We start from the raw sequence: 11,526 nt of genomic DNA, 5'->3' as shown, positions 1-11,526 counted from the left end.
AAAGATGATATAGAAAGTATTTTAAAATAGGAAGTATTTTAAATTTATATTAAGTAATTATAGATTTAGCTTATTGGGTTAAAGAAAGATGATCTTCAATGCAGCAAAGAACTAAAGGATTACTAATTATAGCGGTTTGTATAGTATCTATCCTGATGATTAGTTTATATTATAATAAGCCTTTAACTAAAACTTATTCAATGGAAGTATATAGTTATACGAGAGAGGCTGCTACGGTAATGTTAGGAGAGGAGGATAATAAAGTTATAATGGATGCATTGTCATATAATGGAGGCGGAGCAGTTGTTTGTTGTGTATCTATTAAGGTTGATAAACCAGTTCCTGTAACATTGATTGTTCTAAGAGAAGAACCAGATAAATGGGAACATATAAATATGGAAGTTCCTATTGAATATGTTGGGGATAGTGAAGCTTATATACAGGCACATATTCTACCTGAGCATAAGGTTAGAGTTTTTGTCACAGGATATTCACGAATGCATCCCAAGCACCCTATGAATGCATATTATGAGCATATTCGTGCTGAACAAGATGCTTATGAAAAATAAAAAAATGATAAGTCAGTATAATTAATTTCTTAATAAATAAATTGCCATTTATTTGAACAAAGGTCGTCTGAAAATCGGATTTCGGGTTTTCAGACGACCTTTGCCGTTTTTTATGCACTGAATTTCCGTCCGCATTCCACATCCTGTCTTGCGTATAAAAGGAAACGGACAAGGTGGCACGGATAGAGGTTTTGGCTATAATCAAAGCATTAGGCGTTATTTAGCCCACGTCAGCCCGTTTGTTAAAATCCGTCGTTTTGCCGGTTGATTGAACGGCATTTTTCAATAGAAACAAATCATAACCATGACCCACACACAGCAAAAATCCCCCAACCTTTGGCTGGTTATCACCGCTGCCGCCTCCATCCTGCTGATTACCATTGGTATGCGCATGACTATGGGGCTGTTTGTCCGTCCGGTCGTCGACTCTACCGAACTGAGTATCCAAGAGTTCAGCCTGATTATCGCCGTTTTCCAGTTGATGTGGGGCTTGTCCCAGCCGCTTTCCGGCGCGCTTGCCGACCGTTTCGGCGCGTTTAAGGTGTTGGGCGGCGGCGCGCTGCTGTTGGCTTGCGCCTGTCTGATGGTGCCGCAGATGCCGACTTATTGGGGACTGATGCTGGCAATCGGGCTGCTTTTTGCATTCGGAACGGGCGCGGGCGGTTTCTCCATCATCATGGGGCAGGTCGCGGCGAAAGTACCGCCACACAAACGCGGTTTGGCTTCGGGTCTGGTCAACGCGGGCGGTTCGGCGGGGCAGTTTCTGTTTGCGCCGCTGGTGCAGGGTTTGTTGATATTACCCGCCGTCGGCTGGACGGGAACGTTTTACGTTTGGAGCGGCATCGCACTTTTGATCCTGCCGATTTCGTGGTGGCTGGCGGGCGGCAAAAACGCTGTCGCCACGCACCACACGTCGTCTGAAAACGGGCAAACGCTGGGGCAGGCGGTTAAAGCGGCGTTTAAAGACCGAAGCTACATCCTGCTGCACTTGGGCTTTTTTACCTGCGGTTTCCACATTGCGTTTTTGGTAACCCACCTGCCCAACGAAATCGCGCTCTGCGGTCTGCCCGCTTCGGTCGCTTCGACTTCGATTGCGATTATCGGGCTGGCGAACATCGCGGGCTGCATTTTTTCGGGCTGGTGTACGGGGCGGTTTTTGGGCAAATATGTTTTGTTCGGACTGTACGCCTCGCGTGTGGCGATGGTGCTGATCTACCTTGCCGCCCCGAGAACCGACGTCAATTTCTACATTTTCGCCGCTGCGCTGGGCTTCACTTGGCTCGCCACCGTCGCGCCGACCGCTGCGATTACAGGCAAGCTGTTCGGCACGCGCTATCTGGCGACCCTGTTCGGGCTGACCATGTTGAGCCACCAAATCGGCGGCTTTTTAGGCTCGTATATCGGCGGCATCGTGATTTACCAATTCAACGATTACGGCTGGATGTGGTATGCCGACGCGGTGTTGGCGGGAACGGCGGCGTTGCTGAACCTGCCGATACGCGAAAAGAAAACGGCGTAACCCGCTTAAACAAAGCAAAGAATAAAGGTCGTCTGAAAACGGAAAAACGGTTTTCAGACGACCTTTTTGATTATTATGCATAGTTTAAAGTTTGTTTGAACAGGATTTGTTACAATGCGCCTTTCTTTTTGATGTTGCTGACCTATTATGACTGCTTCACAACCAAGCACGATGCAGCGGATTTTTTCGCGCAATATGCTCATCTGTATTTTTACAGGCTTCACATCGGGGCTGCCGCTTTATTTCCTATATAGCCTGATTCCGGCGTGGCTGCGCAGCGAACATGTTGATTTGAAAACCATAGGACTGTTTGCCCTGATCGGTTTTCCCTACACTTGGAAATTTATCTGGTCTCCGCTCATGGACTCTGTACGCCTGCCGTTTTTAGGTTTGCGGCGCGGCTGGATGTTGGTGATGCAGATAGCGCTTTTGCTGCTTTTGGCTGCCTATGCGTTTGTCCGCCCGCAAGAACACTTGTCCATTATTTTGGGGCTGTCTTTGGTAGTAGCGTTTTTTTCCGCCAGTCAGGATATTGTGATCGATGCTTTCCGCCGAGAAGTGTTATCCGATGAAGAGTTGGTTTTGGGTAACTCGCTGTATGTAAATGCCTATCGTATTTCCTCGCTGATTCCGGCTTCATTGAGTTTGATTTTGGCCGACAGGATGCCTTGGTCGTCCGTCTTCATTATTACTGCGCTGTTCATGGTTCCGGGGTTGCTGGCTACTTTATTCGTAGCGCGAGAACCGGCCCGCCAACCCGTCGCTGCAAAAGGATTGAAAGATACCGTTATCGAGCCGTTCCGCGATTTCTTTACCCGTCAAAGCGTTACGCAGGCGCTGATTATTTTGGCGTTTATCTTGCTGTATAAGCTGGGCGACAGCATGGCAACCGCCTTGGCAACACCGTTTTATATCGACATGGGATTCTCCAAGACCGACATCGGACTGATTGCGAAAAATGCAGGCTTGTGGCCGGCGGTGATTTTCGGGATTATCGGCGGCATTTGGGTAAACAAATTAGGCGTGAACCGTGCATTGTGGCTTTTTGGTTTGGTGCAATGGGTGACGATTTTAGGTTTTGCATGGCTGGCAAGTTTCGGACATTTCGAGCATGTAGGCGCATCAGAACGAACCATGTTGGCAGTCGTTATTGCTGCCGAGGCAGTGGGTGTAGGCCTGGGTACGGTGGCATTTGTGTCGTATATGGCGCAACAAACCAATACCGCATTTACCGCCACGCAGTTTGCGCTGCTGTCCAGCCTATCCGCCGTACCGCGTACGTTTATGAATGCGACAGCAGGGTTTCTGATTGAAGCGATGGGCTACGTCAATTTCTTCTGGCTGTGTTTTATGTTGGGGATTCCGGGTATGCTGCTGCTGTTTAAAGTTGCGCCTTGGAACGGAGATAAAGCGAAACAGACCGCTGTTTGAATGTATCGGTAGGATAAAAGGTCGTCTGAAAACCTGTGATTGTGGTTTTCAGACGACCTTTTGTTAAATATGGAAGGTGATTTGTGTGTAAACAACACGTCGCTTCCCTCGGGTATATAGACGGCGAAATATCAATTTATAGAGATAAAAAGCATGAGTAAGCCCCTGTGTTAAAAAAAGATTGGTATTTGCTTGATTTGTCGATTATAATGGCGGACTTGGTGCATTTGTGCCAAGTTTTATCTTTGTCCGAAGGCAGGCCAATCGTAGCCCGCCCCTTTACTTTAAAAGGAAAATAATCATGACTTTAGGTCTGGTTGGACGCAAAGTTGGTATGACCCGCGTGTTCGACGAACAGGGTGTTTCTGTTCCGGTAACCGTTTTGGATATGTCTGCCAACCGCGTTACACAAGTAAAATCCAAAGATGCTGACGGCTATACTGCCGTTCAAGTTACCTTTGGTCAGAAAAAAGCTAACCGTGTCAACAAAGCCGAAGCTGGGCACTTTGCAAAAGCAGGTGTTGAAGCCGGTCGCGGTTTGATGGAGTTTGCTTTGACTGAAGAAAAACTGGCTGAATTGAAAGCCGGTGACGAAATCACCGTTTCTATGTTTGAAGTCGGTCAACTGGTCGATGTAACCGGTACCTCTAAAGGTAAAGGTTTCTCCGGTACGATCAAACGTCATAACTTCGGTGCCCAACGTACTTCCCACGGTAACTCCCGTTCTCATCGTGTTCCAGGTTCTATCGGTATGGCGCAAGACCCAGGTCGCGTGTTCCCCGGTAAACGCATGGCCGGTCAATACGGCAACACTAAAGCAACTGTCCAAAAGCTGGAAGTTGTACGTGTTGATGCAGAACGCCAACTGCTGTTGGTTAAGGGTGCTGTTCCGGGTGCGGTCAACAGCGATGTTGTAGTTCGTCCTAGCGTGAAAGTAGGTGCGTAATGGAATTGAAAGTAATTGACGCTAAAGGACAAGTTTCAGGCAGTCTGTCTGTTTCTGATGCTTTGTTCGCTCGCGAATACAATGAAGCGTTGGTTCATCAGCTGGTAAATGCCTACTTGGCAAACGCCCGCTCTGGCAACCGCGCTCAAAAAACCCGTGCCGAAGTAAAACACTCAACCAAAAAACCATGGCGTCAAAAAGGTACCGGCCGTGCCCGTTCCGGTATGACTTCTTCTCCGCTGTGGCGTAAAGGTGGTCGCGCGTTCCCGAACAAACCCGACGAAAACTTCACTCAAAAAGTAAACCGTAAAATGTACCGTGCCGGTATGGCGACTATCCTGTCCCAATTGGCTCGTGACGAGCGTTTGTTTGCTATCGAAGCGTTGACTGCTGAAACTCCTAAAACCAAAGTTTTTGCTGAACAAGTGAAAAATCTGGGTCTGGAGCAAGTGCTGTTTGTAACTAAACAGCTCGATGAGAATGTTTACTTGGCTTCACGCAACTTGCCAAATGTGTTGGTTTTGGAAGCTCAACAAGTTGATCCTTACAGCTTGCTGCGTTACAAAAAAGTAATCATCACTAAAGATGCGGTTGCACAATTAGAGGAGCAATGGGTATGAATCAACAACGTTTGACTCAAGTGATTTTGGCACCTATCGTTTCTGAAAAAAGCAACGTATTGGCTGAAAAACGCAACCAAATGACGTTTAAAGTTTTGGCAAATGCAACCAAACCTGAAATCAAAGCTGCTGTTGAGCTGCTGTTCGGTGTTCAAGTTGCTTCTGTAACTACCGTTACCACTAAAGGCAAAACTAAGCGTTTTGGTCGTACTTTGGGCCGCCGCAGCGATGTTAAAAAAGCATATGTAAGCTTGGCTGCCGGTCAAGAGTTGGATTTGGAAGCCGCTGCTGCAGCTGCAGATAAGGAATAAACAAAATGGCAATCGTTAAAATGAAGCCAACTTCTGCAGGCCGTCGCGGCATGGTTCGCGTGGTAACAGAAGGTTTGCACAAAGGTGCGCCTTATGCACCTTTGCTCGAAAAGAAAAATTCTACTGCCGGTCGTAACAATAATGGTCATATCACCACACGTCACAAAGGCGGCGGTCATAAACACCATTACCGTGTTGTAGACTTTAAACGTAACAAAGACGGTATCCCTGCAAAAGTAGAGCGTATTGAATACGATCCTAACCGTACTGCCTTCATTGCACTGTTGTGCTATGCAGACGGTGAGCGTCGCTACATCATCGCTCCTCGCGGTATTCAAGCCGGTGCTGTATTGGTTTCCGGTGCTGAAGCTGCCATCAAAGTAGGTAATACCCTGCCGATCCGTAACATTCCCGTTGGTACGACTATCCACTGTATCGAAATGAAACCTGGTAAAGGTGCACAAATTGCACGTTCTGCCGGTGCTTCTGCGGTATTGTTGGCTAAAGAAGGTGCATACGCTCAAGTCCGTCTGCGCTCTGGCGAAGTTCGTAAAATCAACGTAGATTGCCGTGCAACCATCGGTGAAGTCGGTAACGAAGAGCAAAGCCTGAAGAAAATCGGTAAAGCCGGTGCCAATCGTTGGCGTGGTATTCGTCCGACCGTTCGTGGTGTTGTCATGAACCCTGTCGATCACCCGCATGGTGGTGGTGAAGGTCGTACCGGTGAAGCTCGCGAACCGGTTAGCCCATGGGGTACTCCTGCTAAAGGCTACCGCACTCGTAATAACAAACGCACGGATAACATGATTGTTCGTCGTCGTTACTCAAATAAAGGTTAATTAGTATGGCTCGTTCATTGAAAAAAGGCCCATATGTAGACCTGCATTTGCTGAAAAAAGTAGATGCTGCTCGTGCAAGCAACGACAAGCGCCCGATTAAAACTTGGTCTCGTCGTTCTACCATTCTGCCTGACTTTATCGGTCTGACCATTGCTGTACACAACGGTCGCACTCATGTGCCCGTTTTTATCAGTGATAACATGGTTGGTCATAAATTAGGCGAATTCTCATTGACCCGTACCTTTAAAGGCCACTTGGCTGATAAAAAGGCTAAAAAGAAATAAGGTGAATCATGAGAGTAAATGCACAACATAAAAATGCCCGTATTTCAGCTCAAAAAGCTCGTTTGGTAGCTGATTTGATTCGTGGTAAAGACGTTGCCCAGGCTTTGAATATCTTGACTTTCAGTCCTAAAAAAGGTGCTGAGTTGATTAAAAAAGTATTGGAATCAGCTATTGCAAATGCCGAGCACAATAACGGTGCCGACATTGATGAGTTGAAAGTGGTAACTATCTTTGTTGACAAAGGTCCAAGCTTGAAACGTTTCCAAGCTCGTGCCAAAGGTCGCGGTAACCGCATTGAAAAACAAACTTGTCATATCAACGTGACAGTGGGCAACTAAGGAAAAGCTATGGGACAAAAGATTAACCCTACAGGCTTTCGCCTGGCGGTAACTAAAGACTGGGCTTCAAAATGGTTTGCTAAAAGCACCGACTTTTCTGCTGTTTTGAAACAAGACATTGATGTTCGTAACTACCTGCGTAAAAAATTGGCGAATGCTTCTGTTGGTCGCGTAGTTATTGAACGTCCTGCAAAATCTGCACGTATTACCATCCACTCTGCCCGTCCGGGTGTAGTAATTGGTAAAAAAGGTGAGGATATCGAAGTTTTGAAACGTGATTTGCAAGCCCTGATGGGTGTGCCTGTTCATGTCAATATCGAAGAAATCCGTAAACCTGAATTAGATGCGCAAATTATTGCTGATGGTATTGCTCAGCAATTGGAAAAACGCGTTCAATTCCGCCGTGCTATGAAACGCGCTATGCAAAATGCTATGCGTTCAGGTGCAAAAGGCATCAAGATTATGACCTCAGGTCGTCTGAATGGTGCAGATATTGCTCGTAGCGAATGGTATCGCGAAGGTCGTGTACCGCTGCATACTTTGCGTGCAAACGTAGATTATGCAACTAGCGAAGCCCATACTACTTATGGCGTGCTGGGTCTGAAAGTTTGGGTCTATACTGAAGGCAGTGTAAAGACTTCAGCTAAACCTGAGCATGAAAAGAAACAAAGAAAGGCAGGTGGACGTAATGCTGCAGCCAACTAGACTGAAATACCGCAAGCAACAAAAAGGTCGCAATACTGGTATTGCTACTCGCGGTAACAAAGTAAGTTTCGGTGAGTTCGGTTTGAAAGCCGTTGGTCGTGGTCGTTTGACTGCCCGCCAAATCGAAGCTGCTCGTCGTACAATGACTCGCCACATTAAACGTGGTGGTCGTATTTGGATTCGTGTATTCCCTGATAAACCAATTACTGAAAAACCTATTCAAGTTCGTATGGGTGGCGGTAAAGGTAACGTGGAATATTACATTGCCGAAATCAAACCAGGCAAAGTGTTGTATGAAATGGACGGTGTTCCAGAGGCTTTGGCTCGCGAAGCATTTGAATTGGCTGCTGCCAAATTGCCTATTCCTACGACCTTTGTAGTAAGACAGGTAGGTCAATAATGAAAGCAAATGAATTGAAAGACAAATCTATTGAGCAATTAAATGCAGATTTGTTGGACTTGTTGAAAGCTCAGTTTGGCTTACGTATGCAAAATGCAACTGGTCAATTGGGTAAACCAAGCGAATTAAAACGTGTACGTCGCGATATTGCTCGTATTAAAACCATTTTAACTGAAAAAGGTGCTAAGTAATGAGCGAAAATAAAAATGTTCGTACTTTGCAAGGCAAAGTGGTAAGCGACAAAATGGACAAAACTGTTACAGTGTTGGTTGAGCGTAAAGTAAAACACCCTCTGTATGGTAAAATTATCCGTTTATCAACTAAAATCCATGCCCATGATGAAAATAATCAATATGGAATTGGTGATGTAGTGGTAATTGCGGAATCTCGTCCACTGTCAAAAACCAAATCTTGGGTTGTTAAAGAACTGGTTGAGAAAGCACGTACTGTTTAAAAATTAAGACAGTTGGCTTTAATAAGAAACGAAGTGTTGCGCCAAAGTGAATTTGCGTGTAAACTTCGTTTCTTATCTTTCAGTTTCTTCTGGAAGTTTCTTCCCTTCGGGATCCAAGACTGGTTTACTAGAACCGTGATGGTTTCATTTAGTTAGCTTAATTTAAATAAGTGAGCCAGCTATATGAAAATGGTAAATTAAGTTGGTTAATTTAAAGGTACTAATATGATTCAAATGCAGACCATCTTAGATGTGGCTGATAACTCTGGTGCACGTCGCGTGATGTGTATCAAGGTGTTGGGCGGATCTAAGCGTCGCTACGCTTCTGTTGGCGATATTATTAAAGTCGCAGTTAAAGATGCGGCCCCACGTGGTCGTGTCAAAAAAGGTGATGTGTACAATGCAGTTGTTGTTCGTACTGCTAAAGGTGTGCGTCGTCCTGATGGTGCGTTGATTAAATTTGATAACAACGCCGCCGTGTTGTTAAACAATAAACTTGAACCTCTGGGTACCCGTATTTTTGGTCCGGTAACCCGCGAGTTGCGTACTGAACGATTTATGAAAATCGTTTCATTGGCGCCTGAAGTGTTATAAGGAATAGCGCGATGAATAAAATCATTAAAGGTGACCAAGTTGTTGTGATCACTGGTAAGGATAAAGGTAAGCAAGGTCAAGTGGTTCGTGTATTGGGTGGTAAAGTTGTAGTTGAAGGTGTTAATGTTGTTAAACGTCACCAAAAACCTAATCCGATGCGTGGTATTGAGGGTGGTATTGTTTCAAAAGAAATGCCGTTAGATATTTCTAATGTTGCAATCCTGAATCCGGAAACTAATAAAGCAGACCGTGTTGGTATTAAACTGATTGAAAATGAAGGCAAAGTGAAGCGCGTTCGTTTCTTCAAATCAAATGGCTCTGTTATTGGAGCATAAGGAGATAACATGGCTCGTTTGAGAGAGTTTTATAAAGATACAGTTGTTCCTGAATTGGTTAAGCAGTTTGGTTACAAGTCAGTAATGGAAGTTCCTCGTATTGAAAAAATCACTTTAAATATGGGTGTTGGAGAGGCTGTTGCTGATAAAAAAGTTATGGAGCATGCGGTATCTGATTTGGAAAAAATTGCTGGTCAAAAACCAGTAGTTACTGTTGCTCGTAAATCTATCGCTGGCTTTAAAATTCGCGATAATTATCCTGTAGGTTGCAAAGTAACATTACGTCGTGATCAAATGTTCGAATTCTTGGATCGTTTGATTACTATTGCATTACCTCGAGTACGTGACTTCCGTGGTGTAAGTGGCAAATCTTTTGATGGTCGTGGTAATTACAACATGGGTGTTCGCGAGCAAATCATTTTCCCGGAAATTGAATACGATAAAATTGATGCTTTGCGTGGTTTGAATATTACTATTACAACTACTGCAAAAACTGATGAAGAAGCTAAAGCTTTATTGTCGCTGTTCAAGTTTCCGTTTAAAGGATAATCATGGCTAAGAAAGCACTTATTAATCGTGAACTGAAACGTCAAGCTTTGGCGAAAAAGTTTGCAGCCAAACGTGAGGCAATTTTTGCTGTTATTAATGATGCGAATGCGACTGAAGAAGAGCGTTTTGAAGCTCGTCTGAAATTCCAATCCATTCCACGTAATGCAGCTCCTGTACGTCAACGTCGTCGTTGTGCTTTGACAGGTCGTCCTCGTGGTACTTTCCGTAAATTCGGTTTGGGTCGTATTAAAATCCGTGAAATCGCTATGCGTGGCGAGATTCCGGGTGTTGTTAAAGCTAGCTGGTGATAGGAGTATTAATAATGAGTATGCATGATCCTATTTCCGATATGTTGACTCGTATTCGTAATGCGCAACGTGCCAATAAGGTAGTAGTTGCCATGCCTTCTTCCAAATTAAAGTGTGCAATTGCAAAAGTCTTGAAAGAAGAAGGTTATATCGAGGATTTTTCGGTTTCTGCTGATGCGAAGCCGGTATTGGAAATTCAATTGAAATACTATGCAGGTCGCCCTGTGATTGAGCAAATTAAACGCGTTTCACGTCCAGGTTTGCGTATTTACAAAGCTTCTAGCGAAATTCCTAATGTTATGAACGGTTTGGGTATCGCTATTGTTAGTACTTCTAAAGGTGTGATGACTGACCGCAAGGCTCGTTCTGAGGGCGTTGGTGGTGAGTTGTTGTGCATCGTAGCCTAGTGGAGAAAAGTAAATGTCACGTGTCGCAAAAAACCCAGTGACTGTTCCTGCTGGTGTAGAAGTAAAATTTGGAACAGAAGCATTGGTTATCAAGGGTAAGAATGGCGAGTTGTCCTTTCCTTTGCATTCTGATGTAGCCATTGAACTGAACGATGGCAAATTGACTTTTGCTGCAAAAAATGACAGTAAGCAGGCAAATGCTATGTCAGGGACTGCTCGTGCATTAGTTAATAATATGGTTAAAGGTGTTTCTGAAGGTTTTGAGAAAAAACTGCAGTTGATTGGTGTAGGTTACCGTGCTCAAGCTCAAGGCAAAGTTTTAAACTTGTCTTTAGGTTTTTCCCATCCAATCGTATATGAAATGCCTGAAGGTGTTTCTGTTCAAACCCCTAGCCAAACAGAAATCGTTTTGACTGGTGCAGATAAACAAGTGATTGGTCAAGTCGCTGCTGAAATTCGTGCTTTCCGTTCTCCTGAACCTTATAAAGGTAAAGGTGTTCGTTATGTAGGCGAAGTGGTAGTGATGAAAGAAGCCAAGAAAAAATAATTGAGGTTCACTAATGGATAAACATGCAACCCGACTCCGTCGTGCACGCAAAACCCGTGCGCGAATTGCGGACTTGAAAATGGTAAGATTATGTGTGTTCCGTAGCAATAATCATATTTATGCTCAAGTAATTAGTGCTGAAGGTGATAAAGTATTGGCTCAAGCCTCTACATTGGAAGCTGAGGTACGTGGTAGCCTGAAATCTGGTAGCAACGTCGAAGCAGCTGCGGTGGTTGGCAAGCGTATTGCTGAGAAAGCTAAAGCAGTAGGTGTAGAAAAAGTTGCTTTTGATCGTTCAGGTTTCCAATATCACGGTCGTGTGAAAGCTTTGGCTGAAGCTGCACGTGAAAATGGTTTAAGCTTCTAATAA

General features: G+C 44.8%; 20 protein-coding genes. All 20 read left to right on the top strand.

All coding sequences use genetic code 11. The annotated features are described in order from the left end of the window. Positions 1 to 98: 98 nt before the first annotated feature. The 20 genes from DBY90_RS12515 to rplR all read left to right on the top strand — a co-directional run bounded on the left by DBY90_RS12515 (position 99) and on the right by rplR (position 11,523). Positions 99 to 569, top strand: coding sequence for a DUF3304 domain-containing protein (locus DBY90_RS12515; RefSeq protein ID WP_070493458.1), 471 nt, complete (start codon positions 99 to 101; stop codon positions 567 to 569). A 304-nt stretch (positions 570 to 873) separates the two neighbouring features. Beyond that, complete coding sequence (locus DBY90_RS00265) at positions 874 to 2,088, top strand: MFS transporter (RefSeq protein WP_070493455.1); 1,215 nt, start codon at positions 874 to 876, stop codon at positions 2,086 to 2,088. Between the two features lie 171 nt (positions 2,089 to 2,259). Further along, entirely contained in the window at positions 2,260 to 3,519 is a 1,260-nt protein-coding gene (locus DBY90_RS00260; RefSeq protein WP_070439762.1) for an AmpG family muropeptide MFS transporter, read from the top strand. Between the two features lie 301 nt (positions 3,520 to 3,820). Next, entirely contained in the window at positions 3,821 to 4,465 is a 645-nt protein-coding gene (gene rplC / locus DBY90_RS00255; protein WP_070439763.1) for a 50S ribosomal protein L3, read from the top strand. Next, positions 4,465 to 5,085 carry a 50S ribosomal protein L4 gene (gene rplD / locus DBY90_RS00250; protein WP_002218573.1) on the top strand — a complete coding sequence of 207 codons (621 nt, stop codon included), beginning with the start codon at positions 4,465 to 4,467 and terminating at the stop codon, positions 5,083 to 5,085. Before rplC ends, rplD begins: the two co-directional genes overlap by 1 nt. Next, the gene (gene rplW, locus DBY90_RS00245) at positions 5,082 to 5,396 is read left to right on the top strand and encodes a 50S ribosomal protein L23 (protein WP_002231529.1); all 315 of its coding nucleotides are present in this window, start codon (positions 5,082 to 5,084) and stop codon (positions 5,394 to 5,396) included. The genes rplD and rplW overlap by 4 nt, the downstream gene beginning before the upstream one ends. Before the next feature lie 5 nt (positions 5,397 to 5,401). After that, a complete protein-coding gene (gene rplB / locus DBY90_RS00240; protein ID WP_003742892.1) occupies positions 5,402 to 6,235 on the top strand; it encodes a 50S ribosomal protein L2 in 834 nt (277 codons plus the stop codon). Between the two features lie 5 nt (positions 6,236 to 6,240). Continuing rightward, on the top strand, positions 6,241 to 6,519 hold the full coding sequence (rpsS, locus tag DBY90_RS00235; protein WP_002215422.1) for a 30S ribosomal protein S19: 279 nt from the start codon (positions 6,241 to 6,243) through the stop codon (positions 6,517 to 6,519). A gap of 8 nt (positions 6,520 to 6,527) precedes the next feature. Further along, on the top strand, positions 6,528 to 6,857 hold the full coding sequence (rplV, locus tag DBY90_RS00230; RefSeq protein ID WP_003675877.1) for a 50S ribosomal protein L22: 330 nt from the start codon (positions 6,528 to 6,530) through the stop codon (positions 6,855 to 6,857). Between the two features lie 9 nt (positions 6,858 to 6,866). Continuing rightward, complete coding sequence (gene rpsC, locus DBY90_RS00225) at positions 6,867 to 7,562, top strand: 30S ribosomal protein S3 (protein ID WP_003742893.1); 696 nt, start codon at positions 6,867 to 6,869, stop codon at positions 7,560 to 7,562. Continuing rightward, positions 7,546 to 7,962: a 50S ribosomal protein L16 gene (gene rplP, locus DBY90_RS00220; RefSeq protein WP_003675880.1), complete on the top strand. Its 417-nt coding sequence runs from the start codon at positions 7,546 to 7,548 to the stop codon at positions 7,960 to 7,962. The genes rpsC and rplP overlap by 17 nt, the downstream gene beginning before the upstream one ends. Beyond that, positions 7,962 to 8,153 (top strand): 50S ribosomal protein L29, encoded by a 192-nt coding sequence (rpmC, locus tag DBY90_RS00215; protein ID WP_003675882.1) that lies wholly within the window; start codon positions 7,962 to 7,964, stop codon positions 8,151 to 8,153. The genes rplP and rpmC overlap by 1 nt, the downstream gene beginning before the upstream one ends. Next, positions 8,153 to 8,416, top strand: coding sequence for a 30S ribosomal protein S17 (rpsQ, locus tag DBY90_RS00210; protein WP_003707145.1), 264 nt, complete (start codon positions 8,153 to 8,155; stop codon positions 8,414 to 8,416). The genes rpmC and rpsQ overlap by 1 nt, the downstream gene beginning before the upstream one ends. Before the next feature lie 225 nt (positions 8,417 to 8,641). Beyond that, positions 8,642 to 9,010, top strand: a complete 369-nt coding sequence (gene rplN, locus DBY90_RS00205) for a 50S ribosomal protein L14 (RefSeq protein WP_002215434.1) — start codon at positions 8,642 to 8,644, stop codon at positions 9,008 to 9,010. A gap of 11 nt (positions 9,011 to 9,021) precedes the next feature. After that, positions 9,022 to 9,345 carry a 50S ribosomal protein L24 gene (gene rplX, locus DBY90_RS00200; protein WP_003742894.1) on the top strand — a complete coding sequence of 108 codons (324 nt, stop codon included), beginning with the start codon at positions 9,022 to 9,024 and terminating at the stop codon, positions 9,343 to 9,345. A 9-nt stretch (positions 9,346 to 9,354) separates the two neighbouring features. Beyond that, entirely contained in the window at positions 9,355 to 9,894 is a 540-nt protein-coding gene (gene rplE / locus DBY90_RS00195) for a 50S ribosomal protein L5 (protein WP_003684750.1), read from the top strand. Between the two features lie 2 nt (positions 9,895 to 9,896). Next, on the top strand, positions 9,897 to 10,202 hold the full coding sequence (gene rpsN / locus DBY90_RS00190; RefSeq protein WP_003684736.1) for a 30S ribosomal protein S14: 306 nt from the start codon (positions 9,897 to 9,899) through the stop codon (positions 10,200 to 10,202). Between the two features lie 14 nt (positions 10,203 to 10,216). Further along, positions 10,217 to 10,609, top strand: a complete 393-nt coding sequence (rpsH, locus tag DBY90_RS00185) for a 30S ribosomal protein S8 (RefSeq protein ID WP_003742898.1) — start codon at positions 10,217 to 10,219, stop codon at positions 10,607 to 10,609. A 13-nt stretch (positions 10,610 to 10,622) separates the two neighbouring features. Next, positions 10,623 to 11,156, top strand: a complete 534-nt coding sequence (rplF, locus tag DBY90_RS00180) for a 50S ribosomal protein L6 (RefSeq protein ID WP_003742899.1) — start codon at positions 10,623 to 10,625, stop codon at positions 11,154 to 11,156. 13 nt (positions 11,157 to 11,169) lie between these two features. Continuing rightward, positions 11,170 to 11,523, top strand: coding sequence for a 50S ribosomal protein L18 (gene rplR, locus DBY90_RS00175; protein ID WP_003742901.1), 354 nt, complete (start codon positions 11,170 to 11,172; stop codon positions 11,521 to 11,523). The last annotated feature ends 3 nt before the right edge of the window (positions 11,524 to 11,526 follow it).

The sequence above is a fragment of the Neisseria mucosa genome, assembly GCF_003044445.1.
GTDB classification, from domain to species: Bacteria; Pseudomonadota; Gammaproteobacteria; order Burkholderiales; family Neisseriaceae; genus Neisseria; species Neisseria mucosa_A.
The sequence above is the reverse complement of the archived record's forward strand: the minus strand, read 5'-3'. Positions and strand labels throughout refer to the sequence as shown.